Annotated in this window: 16 protein-coding genes; 9 read left to right on the forward strand and 7 right to left on the reverse strand. The window is 60.3% G+C overall.

Features of this window, described 5'->3' with window-relative positions; all coding sequences use genetic code 11:
* The first annotated feature begins 10 nt into the window (after positions 1 to 10).
* Together carB and ACYVI2_RS14510 are read left to right on the forward strand one after the other, a co-directional pair.
* Positions 11 to 3,253 (forward strand): carbamoyl-phosphate synthase large subunit, encoded by a 3,243-nt coding sequence (gene carB / locus ACYVI2_RS14505; protein WP_415821783.1) that lies wholly within the window; start codon positions 11 to 13, stop codon positions 3,251 to 3,253.
* Between the two features lie 118 nt (positions 3,254 to 3,371).
* Entirely contained in the window at positions 3,372 to 4,130 is a 759-nt protein-coding gene (locus tag ACYVI2_RS14510; RefSeq protein ID WP_415821784.1) for an SDR family oxidoreductase, read from the forward strand.
* Between the two features lie 355 nt (positions 4,131 to 4,485).
* On the opposite strand, the gene ACYVI2_RS14515 is transcribed toward ACYVI2_RS14510, so the two are convergent.
* The 5 genes from ACYVI2_RS14515 to ACYVI2_RS14535 form a co-directional block, all read right to left on the reverse strand.
* Positions 4,486 to 5,124: a histidine phosphatase family protein gene (locus ACYVI2_RS14515; RefSeq protein ID WP_415821785.1), complete on the reverse strand. Its 639-nt coding sequence runs from the start codon at positions 5,122 to 5,124 to the stop codon at positions 4,486 to 4,488.
* A 40-nt stretch (positions 5,125 to 5,164) separates the two neighbouring features.
* On the reverse strand, positions 5,165 to 6,106 hold the full coding sequence (locus ACYVI2_RS14520) for a LysR family transcriptional regulator (protein WP_415821786.1): 942 nt from the start codon (positions 6,104 to 6,106) through the stop codon (positions 5,165 to 5,167).
* An 8-nt stretch (positions 6,107 to 6,114) separates the two neighbouring features.
* Positions 6,115 to 7,200 carry an ABC transporter ATP-binding protein gene (locus tag ACYVI2_RS14525; RefSeq protein WP_415821787.1) on the reverse strand — a complete coding sequence of 362 codons (1,086 nt, stop codon included), beginning with the start codon at positions 7,198 to 7,200 and terminating at the stop codon, positions 6,115 to 6,117.
* Between the two features lie 2 nt (positions 7,201 to 7,202).
* Positions 7,203 to 8,906 (reverse strand): ABC transporter permease, encoded by a 1,704-nt coding sequence (locus ACYVI2_RS14530; protein ID WP_415821788.1) that lies wholly within the window; start codon positions 8,904 to 8,906, stop codon positions 7,203 to 7,205.
* Positions 8,907 to 8,982: 76 nt separating this feature from the next.
* Positions 8,983 to 10,305, reverse strand: a complete 1,323-nt coding sequence (locus tag ACYVI2_RS14535; protein WP_415821789.1) for an ABC transporter substrate-binding protein — start codon at positions 10,303 to 10,305, stop codon at positions 8,983 to 8,985.
* Positions 10,306 to 10,574: 269 nt separating this feature from the next.
* Between ACYVI2_RS14535 and ACYVI2_RS14540 the strand changes: the two genes are divergently transcribed.
* Positions 10,575 to 11,897: a solute carrier family 23 protein gene (locus tag ACYVI2_RS14540; protein ID WP_415821790.1), complete on the forward strand. Its 1,323-nt coding sequence runs from the start codon at positions 10,575 to 10,577 to the stop codon at positions 11,895 to 11,897.
* Positions 11,898 to 12,242: 345 nt separating this feature from the next.
* On the forward strand, positions 12,243 to 12,719 hold the full coding sequence (gene greA, locus ACYVI2_RS14545; RefSeq protein WP_415807848.1) for a transcription elongation factor GreA: 477 nt from the start codon (positions 12,243 to 12,245) through the stop codon (positions 12,717 to 12,719).
* A 95-nt stretch (positions 12,720 to 12,814) separates the two neighbouring features.
* Here greA and ACYVI2_RS14550 read toward each other — a convergent pair whose 3' ends face one another.
* Positions 12,815 to 13,423: a YhbY family RNA-binding protein gene (locus ACYVI2_RS14550; RefSeq protein ID WP_415821791.1), complete on the reverse strand. Its 609-nt coding sequence runs from the start codon at positions 13,421 to 13,423 to the stop codon at positions 12,815 to 12,817.
* Between the two features lie 18 nt (positions 13,424 to 13,441).
* Between ACYVI2_RS14550 and ACYVI2_RS14555 the strand changes: the two genes are divergently transcribed.
* From ACYVI2_RS14555 to ACYVI2_RS14575, 5 genes are all read left to right on the forward strand, one after another.
* A complete protein-coding gene (locus ACYVI2_RS14555) occupies positions 13,442 to 14,077 on the forward strand; it encodes an RlmE family RNA methyltransferase (protein ID WP_094822496.1) in 636 nt (211 codons plus the stop codon).
* A gap of 148 nt (positions 14,078 to 14,225) precedes the next feature.
* Positions 14,226 to 16,115, forward strand: coding sequence for an ATP-dependent zinc metalloprotease FtsH (gene ftsH, locus ACYVI2_RS14560; protein WP_415821792.1), 1,890 nt, complete (start codon positions 14,226 to 14,228; stop codon positions 16,113 to 16,115).
* A 27-nt stretch (positions 16,116 to 16,142) separates the two neighbouring features.
* Positions 16,143 to 16,985, forward strand: coding sequence for a dihydropteroate synthase (folP, locus tag ACYVI2_RS14565; protein WP_415821793.1), 843 nt, complete (start codon positions 16,143 to 16,145; stop codon positions 16,983 to 16,985).
* On the forward strand, positions 16,982 to 18,325 hold the full coding sequence (gene glmM, locus ACYVI2_RS14570; RefSeq protein ID WP_415821794.1) for a phosphoglucosamine mutase: 1,344 nt from the start codon (positions 16,982 to 16,984) through the stop codon (positions 18,323 to 18,325). The genes folP and glmM overlap by 4 nt, the downstream gene beginning before the upstream one ends.
* Positions 18,326 to 18,533: 208 nt before the next feature.
* Positions 18,534 to 19,334 carry a GNAT family N-acetyltransferase gene (locus ACYVI2_RS14575; protein ID WP_415821795.1) on the forward strand — a complete coding sequence of 267 codons (801 nt, stop codon included), beginning with the start codon at positions 18,534 to 18,536 and terminating at the stop codon, positions 19,332 to 19,334.
* Between the two features lie 146 nt (positions 19,335 to 19,480).
* Here ACYVI2_RS14575 and ppx read toward each other — a convergent pair whose 3' ends face one another.
* A complete protein-coding gene (ppx, locus tag ACYVI2_RS14580; RefSeq protein WP_415821796.1) occupies positions 19,481 to 20,968 on the reverse strand; it encodes an exopolyphosphatase in 1,488 nt (495 codons plus the stop codon).
* Positions 20,969 to 21,125 lie beyond the last annotated feature (157 nt).

Here is a 21,125-nt window from a genome sequence, read left to right on the forward strand (position 1 = left end):
ATACCGCATTATGCCCAAGCGTACAGACCTAAAAAGCATTCTCATCATCGGTGCCGGCCCCATCATCATCGGGCAGGCATGCGAGTTCGACTATTCCGGCGCCCAGGCGTGCAAGGCGCTCAAGGCCGAGGGTTACCGCACCATTTTGGTGAACAGTAACCCCGCCACCATCATGACCGACCCGGAAACGGCCGATGTGACCTACATCGAGCCCATCACCTGGCAGGCCGTGGAAAAAATCATCGAACGCGAAAAACCCGATGCGCTGCTGCCCACGATGGGCGGTCAGACTGCATTGAACTGCGCGTTGGATCTGGCCCGTCAGGGCGTGCTGCAAAAGCACAACGTCGAGCTGATCGGCGCCAACGAACACGCCATCGAAAAGGCCGAAGACCGCCAGAAATTCAAGCAGGCCATGACCGATATCGGTCTGGAGTCGGCCAAATCGGGCGTGGCGCACAGCATGGATGAGGCCTGGGAAGTCCAGCGCCGCATCGCCAGCGAAACCGGCACGTCGGGTTTCCCGGCCGTGATTCGCCCTAGCTTCACCATGGGCGGCTCGGGCGGCGGTATCGCCTACAACGCCGAAGAATTCGAAACCATCTGCCGTCGCGGCCTTGAGGCCTCGCCGACCAGCGAACTCCTGATCGAAGAATCCCTGCTGGGATGGAAAGAGTTCGAGATGGAAGTCGTGCGCGACAAAGCCGACAACTGCATCATCGTTTGCTCGATCGAAAACCTGGACCCCATGGGGGTACACACCGGTGATTCCATCACGGTGGCGCCTGCTCAGACGCTGACCGACAAGGAATACCAGATCATGCGTAACGCATCCATCGCGGTGCTGCGCGAGATCGGTGTGGATACCGGCGGTTCGAATGTGCAGTTTGCGGTCAATCCGGACAATGGCCGGATGATTGTCATCGAGATGAACCCGCGCGTATCGCGTTCGTCGGCACTGGCCTCGAAGGCCACCGGTTTCCCTATCGCCAAGGTCGCCGCGCGCCTGGCCGTGGGCTATACCCTGGATGAGTTGCGCAACGAAATCACCGGCGGCGCTACGCCGGCTTCGTTCGAACCGTCCATCGACTACGTCGTCACCAAGGTGCCGCGTTTCGCGTTCGAAAAATTCCCGCAGGCCGATTCCCGCTTGACCACCCAGATGAAGTCTGTGGGCGAAGTCATGGCCATCGGCCGCACGTTCAAAGAGTCCTTCCAAAAGGCTCTGCGCGGCCTGGAGGTCGGTGTCGACGGCCTGAACCAGAAAACCACCGATCGCGAAAAACTGCAGATCGAGTTGGGCGAGCCGGGCCCCGAGCGTATTTGGTACGTGGGCGATGCGTTCGCACAAGGCTTCACCCTGGAAGAAGTCCACCAGATCACGCACATCGATCCGTGGTTCCTGTCGCAGATCAAGGAAATCGTCGACATCGAGCTCGCGCTCGAGCAAAAGACGCTGGCCGATCTGGACTACGACACGCTGTGGCACCTCAAGCGCATGGGTTTCTCGGATCGCCGCCTGGCGTTCCTGTTGGATTCCGTTGAGTCCGAGATCCGCAAACTGCGTCATCAGTTGAATGTGCGCCCGGTCTACAAGCGCGTAGACACCTGCGCTGCCGAGTTCGCCACGCGTACTGCCTACATGTACTCCACGTACGAAGACGAGTGCGAGGCGCAGCCGACCGATCGCAAAAAGATCATCGTGCTGGGTGGCGGCCCGAACCGTATCGGTCAGGGTATCGAGTTCGACTATTGCTGCGTGCATGCGGCATTGGCGTTGCGCGAAGATGGTTACGAAACCATCATGGTCAACTGCAACCCTGAAACCGTGTCCACTGACTACGACACGTCCGATCGTCTGTATTTCGAGCCGTTGACGCTCGAAGACGTATTGGAAATCGTGCACAAGGAAAACCCTGTCGGCATGATCGTGCAGTATGGCGGTCAGACCCCGTTGAAACTCGCGCGTGCGCTCGAGGCCAATGGCGTGCCCATCATCGGCACCAGCCCCGAGTCCATCGACGTCGCCGAGGACCGCGAGCGTTTCCAGAAGCTGCTGAACAAGCTCGGCCTGCGTCAGCCGCCCAACCGTACCGCTCGTACCGAAGGCGAGGCGCTCGCCCATGCCGCCGAGATCGGTTATCCCTTGGTGGTGCGTCCCAGCTATGTGCTGGGCGGCCGCGCCATGGAAATCGTGCACGAGCAGCAGGATCTCGAGCGCTATATGCGCGAGGCGGTCAAGGTCAGCAACGATTCACCCGTGCTGCTCGATCGCTTCCTGAACGATGCGACCGAAGTCGACGTGGACTGCCTGGCCGACGGCGAAACCGTGTTCATCGGCGGCGTCATGGAACACATCGAGCAAGCCGGCGTGCACTCGGGCGACTCCGCCTGCAGCCTGCCGCCGTACTCGCTATCGCCTGAGATCATTGCCGAGATCAAGCGCCAGACCTCGATGATGGCGCGTGCGCTGAACGTCAGCGGCCTGATGAATGTGCAGTTTGCGATCCAGGGCGGCGACGTCTACGTGCTCGAAGTCAACCCGCGCGCATCGCGTACGGTGCCTTACGTGTCCAAGGCCACCGGCCTGCAGCTTGCCAAGATCGCGGCTCGCGCCATGGCAGGGCGTACGCTGGCCGACCAAGGCATCACGCGCGAAGTCGTGCCGCCGTATTACTCCGTCAAAGAAGCTGTGTTCCCGTTCGTGAAATTCCCGGGTGTGGACACCATTCTGGGACCGGAAATGAAATCGACCGGCGAGGTCATGGGTGTGGGCATGAGCTTTGGCGAGGCTTTCGTCAAATCGCAGCTTGCAGCCGGTGTGCGTTTGCCCGAAAACGGCACTGTCTTTATCAGCGTGAAAGACCAGGACAAAGCCCGCGCCGTCGAAGTCGCGCGTGGTTTGCACAACTTGGGCTTCAAGCTCGTGGCGACCCGCGGAACTGCCGCGCAGATTTCCGCTGCCGGCATTCCGGTGCAAATGGTCAACAAGGTCACCGAAGGCCGTCCGCATATCGTGGATATGGTCAAGAACGGCGAGATCTCGCTGGTGATCAATACCGTCGAAGAACGCCGCAATGCGATCGCCGACTCTCGTACGATCCGTACGCAGTCGCTGGCCGCTCGCGTGACGTTCTTTACGACGATCGCCGGTGCTCGTGCCGCGGTCGAGGGTATGCAATACCTGCGCCAAGGCCTCGGCCTGCAGGTGTATCCGCTGCAGGAACTGCACGCCAGTTTGCCTCAGCAATAAGCTCATCCGTCGCGCTGCGGTAAAAACAGGCCCTGTATGGGCCTGTTTTTATTTCTGGCTCTACTATCATTGACGAATATCCTCCTGGCCCGTGTTTGGGTCGATCTTGCGAGTTGCCATGACAGCGGTTTTTATTACGGGTGCTTCCAGTGGTCTAGGCCGGGCCTTGGCGTGGCGTTATGCCCGTTCGGGCGCACGGCTCGGCTTGGTCGCGCGACGTGGCCAGGCGCTGCGTGAGTTGGCCGATGAGTTACCGGGAGAACACCTTTGCTATGCGCTGGATGTGCGCGACCGCGATGCTTTGCATGCTGCCGCCCAGGATTTTTTGGCGGCGAATGAGGGGCGAGTCGATGTCGTCATTGCCAGTGCGGGAATCAGCGCGGGGACACTGACTGAGTACACGGAAGACTTCGACGTTTTCAAAGCCATCGTCGATACGAATCTGCTGGCTACTGTCGCTACGTTCGAGCCGTTTATCGAATCGATGAAGCGGGCGCAGAACGGCCGGCTTGTCGGTATTGCCAGCGTAGCGGGGATTCGAGGCTTGCCTGGCGCGGGTGCCTACAGTTCATCTAAAGCCGCGGTGATCACCTATTGTGAAAGCCTGCGGCTGGAGCTCGCGAGTGCTGGGGTCGATGTGGTCACGATTGCGCCAGGCTACGTAAAAACCGCCATGACCGAGAAGAACCCATACGGTATGCCGTTCTTGATGGAAGCCGATGCGTTTGCCGCTCGTGCTCAAGTGGCTATCGAACGCGGGGTGTCGTATACCGTCATCCCTTGGCAAATGGGCGTTGTGTCAAAGCTAATGCGCCTGCTGCCGAATTGGATCTACGATCGCGCGGCGCGCAATGCGCCGCGGAAGCCCCGGCGCTGATTGATGTTGGGCGCTATTGGTCGTTTGCTGGCGGAGATCAGCGCTTTGGGGGACGTCCCTGGCGGGTGCCTGAAAGCCGCACCGGGCCTATCGCGGCGACTCGGCCCATGAGCAGGGGCCTCGGCCCGCTTCGCGGGCTGAATCGCCACTCAACGGCCCGGCGCGGCTTTCAGGCACCCGCCAGGGACTCGCAATGGTTGCCCATCACGGGTGGCAATTGCCGCGCGTTACGGGTCAAGCGGTCCGCGCGAGTGTCAAACGTTGCGTGTTACGGGTATCAAAGGTTGCGCATTACGGGTATCAAACGTTGCGCATCAAGGGTGTCAATCGTTGCCGATCGCTGGGGTGGTGGCCGTTATGGCACGATGTCGCTTGTTGATTCCATGTCCAGGTGGGCGATGTCTGCCCATTCCAGGACGTGCCATTGGCGTCCCTCGATGCCGATGCGGTTGATGCTGGCGTTGAGTAATGGCACGGGACGCGGGCCGTCCAGGGCCACGCTGGAGGCGTGGCGCCAGATGATGTCCAGCACGCCGCCGTGTGTGACGGCGAGGATGCGTTCGTTGGCGTGGCGTTGCGCGAGATCGTTGACGGTGGCGATGACGCGGGCTTGGAATTGGCCCAGGGATTCGCCGCCTTCGATGGGGCGGTGCGGGTCGCGGCTTTTGCGGGCGGCCGCGGCTTCGGGCGCGAGTTCGTCGATGCGTCCCAGGTCTAGGCCTTCCAGGACGCCAAAGCCGCGTTCGCGGATGCCGGGTTCTGTGCGTATGCGCAGGCCCAAGCCGGCGGAGATGGGCTCGGCGGTGGCGTAGGCGCGCTGCAAATCGCTGCTGTAGAGCGCGTCGAAGGTCTGTTCGACAGTAGCGATGCGTGCGGCCAATTGGGCTGCCTGTTCGCGCCCGCTAGGGTTGAGTTCGATGTCTTGCCAGCCTTGCAGGCGGCCTTCGCGGTTCCAGGAGGTTTCGCCGTGGCGAATAAACCAGATTTCAGTCATGCGAGTGGTGGTGAAGGATAGGCCCGGAATGGGCGGTAGGCTATAGGGTAACCCGGTTGGTGGTTTGCTCGGCCGTAGCCTCGGGTTCCATAGGCAGTCGCCGCGATTTCCAGATTTTCTGCATGAGGGAGCTCAACGCGACCAGGACGGGTTCGCTGGCGCGTTCGTGGGGCATCATGAATCCCAATGTGGCGTCGGCGCGAGCCTGCCCCCAGACGATGAAATCTCCGCCGGCAGCACCCGCGAGGGCGGTTTCCTCCCGGAGCAGGGCGCAGCCGGCACCGGCTCGGACCAGTGCATCCAGGTTGGCCTGGTCGTCGTGCTGCATGACGATGCGCGGGGCCAGACCATGCCGTTCGAACATGTCGCGCAGCAATAAATGGGCGTGACTGCCCGCCGGGCCATCCAGCCAGGGAAGCTGCGCGACTTCGCGCCAGCCGCCGCGCTTGAGCGCGTTGGCCAGCGGTAACGGGAGCGCGATCCGGTAGCGGACGCTGCGTAACGGCATCCAATGCACGGCGCGAGGCGGATTGGCGGCGATGGTGAGCGCCGCATGCAGCCGGCCGGTGCTGATGTGTTCGTGCAGGACCGAGGTGGGCAGTGTCAGGGTCTTGAGTTCGATGAGCGGCAGTTGTTCCCGCACCGCCGAGGCGAGCTCACCTAGCCGCAGAAAATCCGGTTGTTCGCTGGGAACGCCCAGTTCGATGGCGCCGTGCAGGCTGCCTTGCAGTTGTTGCGCCTCGGCTTTGAGCTGAGCACCCAGGACCAGCAAAGATTCTGCGGTCGGCAACAACACCTCGCCGGCTTTGGCCAAGGTCAAGCGGCCTGCGGCGCGCTCGAACAGTGCGACGCCGAGGCTCTGCTCCAGGGCTTTGATCTGGGCTGTGACGGCGGGCTGTGTGAGCGAGAGGGCATCCGCAGCCTTGGTCAGGTTGCCCAGGCGGGCTACCGTGACAAAGGCGCGAATTTGATAGATCTCCATGACGGCGATTATGCCGCCAGTAGGCGAATCTGAGAGGGCTCCAGTCCGATCGAGACCGGCGACCCAACGGGAAAGGGCGATAGGCCCGCCAGATGGGACTGATCGGCAGTAACGCGATGATCGCCCACCTGTACCTGATAGCGGGTGAATTCGCCCAGGAATTCGCTGGTTTCCACCACACCTGGCAGCCAGACGTAGCGTGCATCTCCCAGTCCATCGGCCATGTCGATCTGGACCGTGTGCGGGCGAAAACTCGCGGCGAGTTTGTCGGAATCGGGAGCTTCGTTTGTCAGAGGCAGATGCAGGTCGCCGACGCCGGGTACGGCCAGTATCAGATTGCTGCGACTGCGTTCGCGCACCGTGCCCTCCAGGACGTTCATCGTGCCGACAAAGTTGGCGACGAAGCGATTGACGGGGAAGTCGAACAATGTGGTTGGCGCACCGATCTGCTGGACGATGCCGTGATCCAGAACAGCCATGCGATCGGCTGTGGTCATGGCTTCTTCCTGGTCATGAGTCACGAAAATGGTCGTGATGCCCAGGCGGCGTTGCAGATTGAGCAAGTCCTGGCGCATCTGTACGCGGAGCTTTTTATCCAGATTGGATAGCGGCTCGTCCAGCAACAGCACCTGGGGCTCAATGACTATCGTGCGGGCCAGCGCGACGCGTTGTTGTTGTCCTCCGGATAGTTGATTCGGCCTGCGGTTGCCGTACTGCGACAAGCCGACCAATTCCAGTGCGGCCTCGACTTTATTGCGTATCTCGGCACGCGGCAGGCGGCGCTCGACCAGACCAAACGCGACGTTGTCCCATACGGTCATGTGCGGCCACAAGGCATAGTTCTGGAACACCATGCCGATATTGCGTCCCCACGGCGGCGTGTTGCCAATGTCCTTGCCGTCGATCAGCAGTTGGCCATGGCTTTGTTGATTGAAGCCGGCAATCAAGCGCAGCAGGGTGGACTTTCCTGAACCAGAAGGACCGAGCAAGGCGAAAAACTCGCCCGGCTCGATGTGAATATTGACGTCTTTCAGGACTTCGGTTTTGCCATAGGACAGCCGGATATTGCGGCATTCGACGCTGACTTTTTTCATCGTTATTCCTCATTGCGCACAGGGCGTTGGCGCGCCGACGCGCGCTCGACCAACAAATGCGATACGTATGTGCCGATGCCAACCGCGATGACGGCCAGTACGCCTAGCGCAGCGCCGGGACCGCGTCCGGCAGCGCTTTGCATGTAGAGATAAATGCCATAGCTCATGGGGGCCTGGCTGTCGCGGGTCACCAGCATGATGGTCGCCGATAACTCCACCGCCGCCGTGACGAAACTGGTCACAAAACCCGCCAGCATGCCGCCGGCCATGAGCGGTATGACGACACGCCGGATGGTGCTCATCCGGTTTGCCCCCAGCGACTCAGCGGCCTCCTCGAGCGAGACATTGATTTGCTGCAGCGCCGCCACGCATGATCGCAACGCGTACGGCAGCCGCCGCACCGAATACGCGATCATGATGAGCAGCCACGACGATGTGATCAAGGTCCCCGTCAACGGAAACTCGAGCCCGCGGAAAGTACGCAGCATGCCGATCGCCAACACAATGCCCGGGATAGCCAGCGCGGCAGATGCGAGAAAATCCAGCCATTGCCGGGCCGGCAGACGCGTACGCAGCATGAGATACGCAATCGCTGTTCCCAGGATCACGTCTACCCCTGCCGCCAGACCGCAATACAGCAGCGTGTTGGTGATCATGCCGTGTGATTCGGTAAAAATCGCGGCGTAGTGTTCCAGGGTGTAGCCATCAGGCAGCGGGGCATAGCTCCATACCGTAGCGAGCGATAGCAGCAGCACCCCGAAATGAGGTGACAGCACCAACAGCAGGACCAGCGCGATCCAGCCATAGGCGAGGATGCTTTCTCCCGTGTTGAGTTTGCGTTTCTGGATCGAGCTGCCGCCTTTTTGCAGCGTGGAGTAGTCCTTGCCTTTGAGGACGCGCGCCGATAGCCATAGCGCCAGAATGGAAAAACCGATCATGATGACGCTGATCACATAACCCAGCGGGTCTTCCAGGCCGACTTGGGTAATACGCAAATAGGCTTGAGGCGCCAGCATATTGGTGGTGCCCAACACCAGCGGCGTGCCCAGATCATCAAAGACTTTCACAAACACGAGCGAGGTGCCCGCGACGTAGCCGGGCAGGGCCAGTGGAAAAATCACGCGGCGAAACAGCCGAAAGCCACGGGAGCCCAAGTTGAAAGCGGCTTCTTCCATGGACCCATCGATGTTGCGCAACGCGACGACCAGGTTCATCAGGATGAACGGAAAGTAGTGCAATGACTCGACAAAGATGACCCCGTTCAGGCCCTCCATGAACGGGATGGTGAATCCGAACCAATCATCCAGCAATAGATTGACTGTGCCTGATCGGCCAAAGATCAATTGCATCGCCACTGCGCCGACAAAGGGCGGCATGATCAGAGGCAGCACGCCGAGCGTCTGAATCAGCAAGGCGCCGCGAAACTCAAAGCGCACAGTGAAATACGCCAACGGCACGGCGATGAGCGACGCCAATAGCGCCGACCAGCCCGCGACATAGAGGCTATTGAAAAAAGCCTCTTGCATCAGCGGCTGGGCGAAAAAAGCGCCAAAATGCCCGAGCGTGAAGCTGCCGTCGGCGTTGACAAAAGCGGTGTAGAACACCGTGCCCACCGGTACCACCAAGAACAGGCCCAGAAAGGCCAGTACCAGTAGCGCCGTCAGCAGCGGACCGGCGGGCAGGCGCGAGCGGCTCGCGAACGTCATCAATGGCTCCGAGAAAGCCCCGCGAGTTCACGCGGGGCAGGATGTCAAAACATCATCGCAACAGTTTGTGCGGCCATTACAGCGCGGCGGCTTGCCGAGCCAGTTTGACCGCTTGCTCGTAGTTCGCCTTGGCTTTGCCGCTCCACTCGCCTTCGAGTTGGGTGATCTGCTTGTTGGTCGAGGCGTCCTTCTTGTCGCGGGTAAAGACTTTCAGGAACTCCGGATCCGCGGCGGTTTTGGGATCGATCAGCGGCGACCATGCCAGCTTGCGGGCTTGGTCCAGCAGCTCGGCAGCCTGGCCTGTCTTGGCCTTGTCGCCGAGTTTTTGCTCGGCTTCGTAAATGGCTTTGGTGGCGGCCTGCAGATCGCTTAAGCGAAACGTGATGGTCTGGTCGAACAGCGCTTGGACGACGTAATAGCGCGTCTGGGACAAGTCGGCATCGAAATGCACCTTGCTGCGCTGGGCAATTTCAGCGGGATCCGGATAACCCTGCGGAATCTTTCCGGCCAAATCCTTGTAGGGCAATACCGGCAGCCGCGAAATCTTGGGCTCCAGCAGCAGTTCCTGCCCGGCTTTGCTGAGCGTGAATGCGATGAATTTTTTGCCTTCTTCGGTATTCTTGGCGCCCGCAATCAACGCAATATTTGCGGGCACGACCGAAGTTTCAGACGGATAGACGAACTCGACCGGGAACTTGGAATATTTGCTGGACAAGCCAAAGAAATCGATGACAGGGCCGGCTCCGAATTGGCCGTTGTTCACTCCATCGGGGACACCAAATGATCGCTCTGTCATCTGGCTGGCGTTACCCGACATGCGCAGCAGCGTTTGCCATCCATCGGCCCAGCCTTCGCCTTGCAGTATGGTCTCGACGGTCAAGTGCATGGTGCCCGAGCGTGACGGCGCGGTCATGCCCAGGTGGCCAAACCATTGCGGCGCCAGCAGATCTTTCCATTCGACCGGCGGCGTGAGCTTGTGGGCTTTGATGTACCGGGTGTTGTACATGATGCCGTAGCCGGCCAGGGCCTGACCCATGTACAAGCCGCCCGGATCATTGATGGGATAGCTGCCGATTTTGTCCGGGACCTCGGCATTGGCGGCGTCGGGCGCGGGGCTCAACAGTTTTTCGCGGCCCAGCACTTCAAAGGCATCGGGGGCGCTGGCCCAGAACACCTCGGGCCGTTGGCCTGCTGGCGTCTCGCGTACGTAGGCAATGCCTGACACCGTGTTTTTGTTCAGGATTTCCAGCGTGATGCCGGGGTTGGCTTTTTCGAATGCTGATTTATACGCCTGGGTCAGGTCCTTGGGAAAAGACGTGATGACCGTGACGGTGCCGGCCAGCACGGGCGCGCAGGCAGCCAGCAGGGCTGACGCGAGGACAGTGCGCATGATGGGCATGATTTGTCTCCGTAGTGTTTTGAAATTGTTGGAACAAGGTAGCGACGGAGGTGCCTAGCGTCCAATCACAAATTTTGATGCGGCCCATTAGTCAGCGTGGTTTGCTGCAATGCATTTGAATGTGCATCGGTTCGTCGATAGCGGGCTTATTTACTCAATATGATCAGCGTCTTTCCCGTTCACGGGCTTAACCGGATTGCCGGCAAACGCGCTGGCCCCTACACTTCCGCCCGCCGACCAATTATTCCTGTCTGAATACAGGGGATTCCATGCCCAATTCTTATTTTCCGCGTTGGAAACTGGCCGACGATACCGTGCCTGGCGTCGTCATTGCGCCCGATGAGCGCCTGTCCGGGCCCAAAAACATTGCCATGGGTGCTCAACACGTGGTGGCCATGTTCGGCTCGACCGTACTGGCGCCGTTGATCATGGGCTTTGATCCTAATGTCGCCATCCTGATGTCGGGGATCGGCACGCTGATCTTTTTCCTGTTTGTGGGCGGTAGGGTGCCGAGCTATCTCGGATCCAGCTTTGCTTTTATCGGCGGCGTGGTGGCCGTCACTGGCTATGCGGGATCGGGCCCGAACGCCAATATAGGCATAGCGCTAGGCGCCATTATTGCGTGCGGCCTGGCCTATACCCTGATCGGGATCATCGTGGCCGCGGCCAATGCGCGGGGCGATGGCGGCGCTGCCTGGATCGAACGTCTGATGCCGCCGGTCGTGACGGGCGCGGTCGTTGCCGTGATCGGACTGAACCTGGCGCCTATCGCAGCCAAGGGCGCGATGGGCAGTTCGGGGTTTGAAACGGGGATGGCGATCGTGACCGTGTTGTGCGTGGGCGGGATTGCCGTCTATACGCGTGGCACGATTCAGCGTCTATTGATCCTGGTGGGGCTGCTCTTGGCCTGCGTGATTTATGCGGTGTGCGCCAATGGCCTGGGCTTGGGCAAACCCATCGATTTTTCGGGGGTTGCCGCGGCGGCGTGGTTCGGTTTGCCTCACTTCACCGCGCCCGTATTCAAGGCCGACGCCATGGGCTTGATCGTACCGGTTGCGATCATCCTGGTGGCCGAGAACCTGGGGCATATCAAGGCCGTCAGCGCCATGACCGGGCAGAATCTGGACCGTTACATGGGACGTGCCTTCATCGGCGATGGGGTCGCCACGATGGTGTCCGGCGCGGTCGGTGGAACGGGCGTGACCACCTATGCGGAAAACATCGGCGTGATGGCCGTGACGCGCATCTATTCGACGCTGGTGTTCGTGGTGGCGGCGGTGATTGCGATCCTGCTGGGGTTTTCGCCTAAATTCGGCGCGTTGATTCAGACGATTCCGGGGCCGGTATTGGGCGGTATGTCAGTCGTGGTGTTCGGGCTGATTGCCGTCGCGGGCGCGCGGATCTGGGTGGTGAATCAGGTCGATTTCAGCGATAACCGCAATTTGATCGTGGCTGCCGTGACCTTGGTGCTGGGAGCCGGCGATTTCACGATCAAACTCGGGGATTTCACCCTGGGGGGAATCGGTACTGCCACGTTCGGCGCGATCATTTTGTACGCTTTGTTGCAACGCAGCGGCCGCCAGGTGGTGTAAAGCCCTAGAGGCTTTTTGCGCTGAACTGCCTGGAATAAGGGGTTCCTGGACGGCTTGCAATTCTGGCGGATTTTGACCACAATGATGTCTTGCTTGCCCCGGTTCCAAATCCGAGCCGGGGTTTTGTTTTGGTCGCCGGCATACGTATTTGTGCCTATGGGCTGACCGGGACGAGAGGCCAGGAACCCTACTAATAATCGGGCCCGATATCGTTCCTGCCTGTTCGATCTTTAGTTTGTATCATTGACTTGTCCCGCCGTCGTGGCGCAGGGCTTAAGTCTGATTGCCTTTTTTTACCGAAACGCTCCCATTCGGGGCGTTTTCTACTTTTTGTTGGGAAACGACATGTCTGCCATTCCTCTGACCGCGCGCGGAGCCGAGCGTTTGCAAGCCGAATTGCACAGGTTGAAAACCGTTGAGCGCCCCTCCGTGATCAATGCTATTGCCGAGGCCCGTGCCCAGGGTGATCTGTCGGAAAATGCCGAGTACGATGCTGCGCGCGAGCGCCAAGGCTTCATCGAAGGCCGCATTTCAGAGCTCGAGGGCACGCTTTCCAACGCGCATGTGATTGATCCGGCTGCATTGAATGCAGAGGGCCGTGCGGTATTTGGCGCAACGGTGGATATCGAAGACCTGGATTCGGGCGATCGCCTGTCCTATCAAATCGTGGGGGATCTCGAGGCTGACATCAAATCCAACCTGATTTCGGTGTCCAGTCCGGTCGCTCGTGCGTTGATCGGCAAGTCCGAAGGCGATGTCGTCGAAGTAAAGGCCCCCTCGGGCATTCGCGAATACGAAGTCCTGAGCGTTCGCTACCTGTAATGTGATGGGTATCCGCCCCAAGCGATGCCAGGCCAGAGCGGGTGTTGGCATTGAGTTGGGGCTGGCCTGCTGCCAGGCCAGCTTGCTTCACTGTTTTATTTTTTGGTGGTCTTGCGTCCTGCCGAGGCGCGCAGCCCGCTGCGGGCGCCGGCTCGCAGGCTGAGCGCGCTGCCCGAACGGCGCGGAATGCCATGCGCTGTGGTGCTGGATTTTTTCTTGGTCGACGGGCGCATCGGGCGGCCAGCGCTATTGAGGTCATCGCGTCCGACAAAGGACTTTTTGGCCGGCGCTTCGGGCGTGGCTCGTTTGCGAGCGGGCGCTGATTTGGACACGGTTTTGCCCTCGGCCGCCATTTTCTTGGGGGTATGAGGGTCGGATGCCTTGCGACGTGCGGGGGTGCCTTCTGCCGGGGCAGAGGCTACATTACCGGACAGCGGGCGGAACAAGATCAACATCTTGCCCAAATGATGCACCGGTGCGCACGACAGCGTGTCGCAAATGGTCGCCAGCATGGCCTCGCGCTCGTCGCGGTCGGCGCCGCCTGCGCGTACCTTGATCAGCCCGTGGGATGTCAAGGCGCGGTCGATTTCTTTCAAGACCGCGTCGGTCAGCCCGTTGTCTCCGATCAGGACGACCGGATTGAGGGGATGGGCGGCCGAGCGCAATTCGCTGCGCTCGCGTGAGGTGAGTTCTAATATAGGCATGCGTGGAATTGTACGGTAATGGCCAAAAAGAAATTCTCTAAAGACTGGATCCACCAGCACATCAACGACCCATATGTGAAGATGGCGCAACAAAAGGGCTATCGGGCGCGTGCTGCCTTCAAATTGATCGAGATCCTCGATGCCGAAAAACTGATGCGCCGGGGCAACATCGTGGTCGATCTCGGCTCGGCGCCAGGCAGTTGGTCCCAGGTGGCGCGCGAGCGTCTGGCCGGTCCCGGCGGCGCAGTCGATGGCCGCATTATCGCGCTGGATCTCCTGCCTATGGAACCTGTCGCCGGCGTCGAATTCATCCAGGGTGATTTTCGCGATGACGACGTTTTGCAACAGTTGCAAGAATTGGTGGGTGGTCAACCGGTAGACCTTGTTATTTCGGACATGGCCCCCAACTTGTCAGGAGTTGGTGTCGCCGATTCGGCTCGCATTCAGCATGTTTGCGACCTGGCGCTGGAATTTGCCTGCAACCACCTCAAGCCCGACGGCGCGCTGATCGTCAAGGCTTTTCACGGCAGCGGTTTTTCGCAGATCGTGCAAAGCTTCAAACAGCGCTTCAAGCGTGTGGTGGAACGCAAGCCCAAAGCCTCCCGGGACAAGTCCTCGGAGACATTTCTAGTGGCGCGTGACCTGAAACTTTAGGTTTTTTGACAATGATGTATCAGGCGCCTATCGGGCTTTCAGACGGAACCCCTCCCGACAGGGTAGAATGAACTATTGACATACTTGTGACTGTGCCATATGCGCGGGGGCGCGGTCACCGGTCGGAATCAAAAGCAGGAGATCGACCTTGAACAACTCATTTTCTAAAGTCGCGGTCTGGATGGTGATCGCACTGGTCCTGTTCACGGTATTCAAACAGTTCGATGGGCGTGCGCAATCGCAAGACGGCGTGAGTTACACCCAGTTCATGGAGGATGCCAAGGCAGGCCGTATTCGCAAGGTAGACGTGCAGGCGGATGTTCTGTATGTCACCCCTGATACGGGCCGTTCGTACACCCTGACGTCGCCGGGCGACATCTGGATGGTGTCCGATCTGCTGAAGTACGGCGTGGACGTCTCGGGCAAGGCCCGCGAGGAGCCGTCCCTGCTGATGAGCATCTTCGTATCGTGGTTCCCCATGCTGCTGTTGATTGGCGTCTGGGTATTTTTCATGCGACAGATGCAGGGCGGTGGCAAGGGCGGGGCGTTCAGCTTCGGCAAATCGCGTGCCCGTATGCTGGACGAGAACACCAACCAGATCACGTTTGCTGACGTGGCTGGCTGCGACGAGGCCAAAGAAGACGTCCAGGAACTGGTCGATTTCCTGCGCGATCCCACCAAATTCCAGAAACTCGGCGGGCGTATTCCGCGCGGCGTGCTGATGGTCGGTTCGCCCGGTACTGGTAAAACCCTGCTGGCCAAGGCCATCGCTGGCGAGGCCAAGGTCCCGTTCTTCAGTATTTCAGGTTCTGATTTCGTCGAAATGTTCGTCGGCGTGGGCGCTGCCCGCGTGCGCGACATGTTCGAGAACGCGAAAAAACAGGCGCCTTGCATTATCTTTATCGATGAAATCGACGCCGTGGGGCGCCAGCGTGGTGCTGGCCTGGGCGGCGGTAACGACGAGCGCGAACAGACGCTGAACCAGATGCTGGTCGAAATGGACGGCTTTGAGTCGGGCCAGGGCGTGATCGTGATTGCCGCGACCAACCGTCCCGATGTGCTGGATCCTGCTTTGCTGCGTCCGGGTCGTTTCGACCGCCAAGTCGTGGTGCCGCTGCCCGACATCCGTGGCCGCGAACAGATCCTGCGCGTGCATATGCGCAAGGTTCCGCTGTCGACCAACGTCGATGCCAGCATCCTGGCGCGCGGTACTCCGGGTTTCTCGGGCGCTGACCTGGCCAACCTGGTCAACGAGGCCGCCTTGTTTGCGGCGCGCCGTAATGGCCGCACCGTCGACATGACCGACTTCGAAAAGGCCAAAGATAAGATCATCATGGGCGCCGAGCGCCGCTCGATCGTCATGCCCGAAGAGGAACGCAAGAACACGGCGTACCACGAGTCCGGCCATGCCATCGTGGCCCGCATGCTGCCCAAGACCGATCCCGTGCACAAGGTCACCATCATCCCGCGCGGCCGTGCCCTGGGCGTGACAATGCAGTTGCCTGAAGGCGACCGCTACAGCATGGACAAGGACCGCCTGCTGAACACGATCGCCGTCTTGTTCGGTGGCCGTATTGCCGAAGAAATTTTCATGAACCAGATGACGACGGGCGCTTCGAATGACTTTGAGCGCGCCACCGCCATTGCCCGCGATATCGTCACCCGCTACGGAATGACGAGCGAACTGGGCCCCATGGTTTATGCCGAAAACGAAGGCGAGGTGTTCCTGGGCCGCAGCGTGACCAAGACCACCCATATGTCCGAAGCCACCATGCAAAAAGTGGATTTCGAGATCCGTCGCATCATCGACGAGCAATACGGTGTGGCGCGCAAGATCCTCGAGGATCACCGCGATATGGTCGAGGCAATGACCCGCGCGCTGCTCGAATGGGAAACCATCGACGCGGATCAAATCGAGGACATCACCTCGGGCCGTCCGCCGCGTCCACCCAAGACGCCGCAAGGCCCGGCAGACAGTACCGATACGCCTCCCTCCGGGTTGGCGCCGGGTGGCAGTGGTACGCCAGCCGCGGTCTAAGCTGCTTTCGAGTTTTTATCGTTTTCTATGGCCAACACCTTTTTGTGCGGGCGCTTCGAGTTTGATCTCGAGCGCCCGCTCGTCATGGGCATCGTCAATATCACGCCCGATTCGTTTTCCGACGGGGGCCAGCACGCAGATACCGATTCTGCAGTGAGCCACGCGCGGCGTTTGATTGATGAGGGCGCGCAGATTCTGGATCTGGGCGGCGAGTCCACCCGGCCGGGAGCCGATCCAGTGCCGGTTCAGGACGAGCTGGCGCGTTTGCTGCCTGTCATCGAGGCGCTGCGCGATTGTGGCGTCCCGTTATCCATCGACACTTTCAAACCAGAGGTCATGCGCGCTGTGCTGGATGCGGGCGCCGACATGATTAACGACATCTACGGCTTTCGCCAGCCTGGGGCCATCGAAGCCGTGGCGCAGTCGCGTTGCGGGCTGTGCATCATGCACATGAAGGGTGAGCCCGGCACGATGCAGCAGGCGCCGGAATACATCGATCTGCTCGGCGAGATCGGCGTATTCCTGGGGGCTCGTGCGCAGCGTCTGCGTGCCGCCTGGGTCGATCCGCGGCGTATCGTCCTGGATCCGGGATTTGGCTTTGGCAAGACGGCGGATCACAACTATCAACTATTACGCAGGCTCTCCAGTCTGCGCGTATCCAGTTATCCATTGCTGACAGGGTTGTCACGCAAAACCATGATTGGCGACGCTACCGGCAAGCCCGTGGCCGATCGCCTGGCCGGCAGCATTGCCGGTGCGCTGGCCTGCGTGGCGCACGGATCCTCGATCGTGCGCGTGCACGACGTGGCCGAGACGGTAGATGCCCTGAAGGTCTGGTACGCATCTGAACAAGGAGCTATTCGAGCATGACGCAACGCAAGTATTTCGGGACTGACGGGGTGCGCGGCGAGGTTGGCGGCGAGGTGATCAATGCGGCTTTCGCTTTGCGTCTAGGATACGCGGCAGGACGTGTGTTGGCGCGGCAGTACAGCGTGCGCGGCCACGGCCGCCCGCAAGTAGTAATCGGCAAGGACACGCGTATTTCCGGTTACATGCTTGAGTCGGCACTGGAGGCGGGCCTGTCCGCCGCTGGCATCGACGTGTTGCTGGCCGGTCCTTTGCCGACGCCGGCCGTGGCGTACCTGACCCGCACGTTCCGCTTGGCGGCGGGCATCGTGATCAGCGCGTCGCACAATCCTTACCAGGACAACGGCATCAAGTTTTTCTCGACGCAGGGCATGAAGCTGCCCGATGAAGTCGAGGCCGAAATAGAAGCTGCGCTGGACGAGCCCTTGGGTTGCCTGGGGTCTGAAGCACTGGGCCGCGCCCGCCGGATGCAAGATGCACAGGGTCGCTATATCGAGTTTTGCAAAAGCACGTTTCCCAACGAGCTGGATTTGAATGGTCTGAAGATCGTTGTCGATGCCGCGCATGGCGCCGCGTATAACGTCGCACCGCACGTATTTCGCGAGCTGGGCGCCGATGTGCACGCCATTGGCGTTTCGCCTGACGGTTTCAACATCAACAAAGGCGTGGGGGCGCTGCATCCCGAGTCGTTGGTGAAAGTCGTCCAGGCGCGGGGCGCAGACTTGGGCATCGCCCTGGATGGCGACGCCGACCGGCTGCAGATGGTCGATGGCGAGGGCCGCATCTATAACGGTGACGAGCTGCTGTACGCCATCGTGCGCGAACGCATGATGCAGGGGCCGGTCGCCGGTGTGGTCGGGACCTTGATGACCAACTATGGTTTCGAGCGGGAAATGCAACGCCTGGGTGTCGGGTTCGAGCGCGCCAAGGTCGGCGATCGCTATGTGCTGGAGCAAATGCAGGCACGCGGCTGGTTGTTCGGCGGCGAGAGCTCCGGGCACCTGTTATGCCTGGATTGCCATACCACCGGCGACGGCATCATTGCCGCCTTGCAAGTGCTGACGGCTTTGCGCCGCAGTGGCGAAAGCTTGGCCCAATGGCTGGGTGACCTGCGCATGTATCCACAGAAAATGATCAATGTCGCCTGGACACCTGGGACTGACTGGAAATCGCATCCGGGCCTCGTAGCGGCAGCGCAAGCCGTCGAAGCCGAATTGGCAGGGCGTGGCCGTGTGCTCATTCGAGCGTCTGGCACCGAACCTAAATTGCGATTGATGGTCGAAGCAGAAGACGCTGCTTTGGCTGAGGCTAGCGCTGAAAAATTGGCGGCCAGTCTCAACTGATTCACTGTCATGAGTACTAAAGGGGGGCCGGGTCCTGGTGGAGCCGGCCCTTTATTCGTCAAACGGGTTTGTTTGATTTATTTTGATTTATATTGCTTTAATTCGAGACTATTCGGATGGGCGTAAACTTCATAGTCATGTCATATTTTTGTCAGAAGCCTGACATATCCGGCCTCCACACTGTGCATACCTCAAGGAGTCCTGTGCAATGCTCGAATTAGCACGTATCGATGCCCGGCGTGACAACGCCGAACCCTGGACGGGTTCTGCGGCGCACGTCCTGGTCGTTGGCTTGGCGAGCACGGCCGATGAGGTCGAGCAGATTCAGCGCCTGCGGTACTCCGTTTTCACCGAGGACATGGGGGCGGTATTCCCTGATGCGCATGACGGCATCGAGCAAGACCGCTTCGATCCCTGGTGTGAACACCTCATGGTGCGGGAGCTCGAGACCGGCCGGGTAGTGGGCACCTATCGTATCCTGACCCCCGAAAAGGCCCTCGCAGCGGGCGGGTATTACTCCGAGTCCGAATTCGATCTATCCGGGTTGGGCGCGCTGCGCGGGGAATTGGTCGAAGTCGGCCGTTCTTGCACGCATGCGGCACACCGTAGTGGCGCTGCAATCATGTTGCTGTGGTCGGGTCTGGCAGAGTTCATGCGTCGCGGCGGCTATCGCTATATGCTGGGTTGTGCCAGCGTCAGTCTGCGCGATGACGGTGTGACGGCTGCCGAGGTGTGGCGCAATGTCGCCACCCACCTGAAAGACCTCGACGCTCCGCGCGTCAAGCCGCTGCATCGTTATCCCGTCGAGTTGCTGAACAGCACGTTGCCCGCACGCGTGCCGCCGCTCATCAAGGGCTATATGAAGCTGGGCGCGCGTATTTGCGGTGAGCCCGCCTGGGACCCGGATTTCAATGCCGCGGATTTCCCGGTGCTGTTGGATATGACCCAGATGGACAGCCGTTATCGGCGCCATTTCGGGTTGGATTCCGCCCCTGTCGAGGTGATTTGATCATGCGAGGGCTGCTCTCAAGGAAACGCGGAGTTGCCCCCAAATCCCTTTCTGCCCGAGGAGGGCGGAGTGGGCGCAGCCCCGTTCAGAGGGCCCTCAGAAGACTGCGCATCCGGCTCATTCGGCGGGCCACGCGTCCGTTCCGGTTAGAACTCAAGCAGCTCGAAAGAGAAACCGACTTTTCGCCATTCTGATTCTTCGGCACGCAACGTAAAGTCGCTGAGCGGATGCTTGGTCAGCCATTCTTGCTTGACTCGCACCACGATCGACTCGCCTCGCACCGACACGCTGAGCGGCAGTTGCGGAATGTCGGTGCGGCGGCGCATCAGCAGCACCGCCAGGCGCAGGCACAGGATGGCAACCCACTGGCTGCGGTCTCGGACCAGCATTTCGAGTTTTGCCAGCTTGCCTTGATGCCCCAATGCCAACAACGCCAGCAGTTGCTGGTCGGCCCGCGAAAAGCCGGGCATGTCCGCGTTGTCTAGCACGTAGGCTGTGTGCTTGTAATAGGCATTATGGGCGATTGACAGCCCGACTTCGTGCAGATCGGCGGCCCAGCCCAATGCGTTGCGCAGCTCGCTGTGGCCCTCCTCAGCGGGATAAATCGAGTCGAAGAACGTGAGCGCCGCCTGGCGTACACGTTGGGCCTGACTGCTATCAATGTGATAACGCTTCATGAACTGGTGAACGGACTCGTCGCGCTTGTCGTGTGCGGCGTCGCGGCCCAGCAGGTCATACAGCACGCCGACGCGCAGAGCGCCTTCGCCAGTGTGCATCCGATCGATGCCCAATTCATCAAAGAGGGCGCTCATGATCGCCAAGCCGCCGGGCAATACGTCGGCGCGTTCCAGCTTGATGCCGGGGAGCTCCTCGGGAATAACCTGGCCCGAGCGGATGATGCGTTCTTTCAGTTTGTTCAGGCCCGCGCGCGTGATGGCGTCTTCGGAAAAACCGCACTCTGTCAGGATCGCATACAGTGCCTTGGCCGTACCCGAGGACCCGTAGGCCTCTTTCCAGCCGGTCTTGCGGTATTGCTTGGCGATGACTTCGATTTCCCGGCGTGCCATGAGTTCGGCTTGCTTCATCTGATGGGCGTCGACCACGCCGTCCGGGAAAAACTGCCGGCTGTAGCTGACGCAGCCCATATAGAGCGATGACATCAGGCCCGGCTCAAAGCCCTTGCCGATGATGACCTCTGTCGAGCCGCCGCCGATGTCGATCACCAGCCGCTTGTTGGCCGACGGAGGCAGGGAATGCACCACGCCCAGATAGATGAGCCGGGCTTCTTCGCGCCCCGCAATCACCTCGATCGGAAAACCCAGCGCCGCCTCGGCGCGGGGCAGAAATTCCTGGGTATTACGAGCGACGCGAAACGTGTTGGTCGCTACAGCGCGCACCCGGCTGGGATGAAAGCTGCGCAGGCGCTCCCCAAAACGCTCCAGGACAGACACTGCGCGGTCCACCGCCTCGTCGCTGAGCTGTTTGTCCTGATCCAGTCCCGCGGCCAGCCGCACCGTTTCTTTGAGGCGGTCGATCTGATAGATCTGGGGACCGCCTTCTTGTTGGACGACGCGTCCGATAGACAGGCGAAAACTATTGGAACCGAGGTCTACGGCGGCCAGGAGGTGGTCCATGCGGGATGTCGATAAGGCTGTAAGAGCGCCAATTATAAGGAACCGATGTGACAGCGCCCCACAATCGCCACCGGATGTCATCGTTTTGGCGTAGGCTAGGCATATATTTCAGACTGTCATGGAATAGTCACACAATTGCAGTAAAACCGCAGCCTTT

It is taken from the genome of Bordetella tumbae (assembly GCF_054780995.1).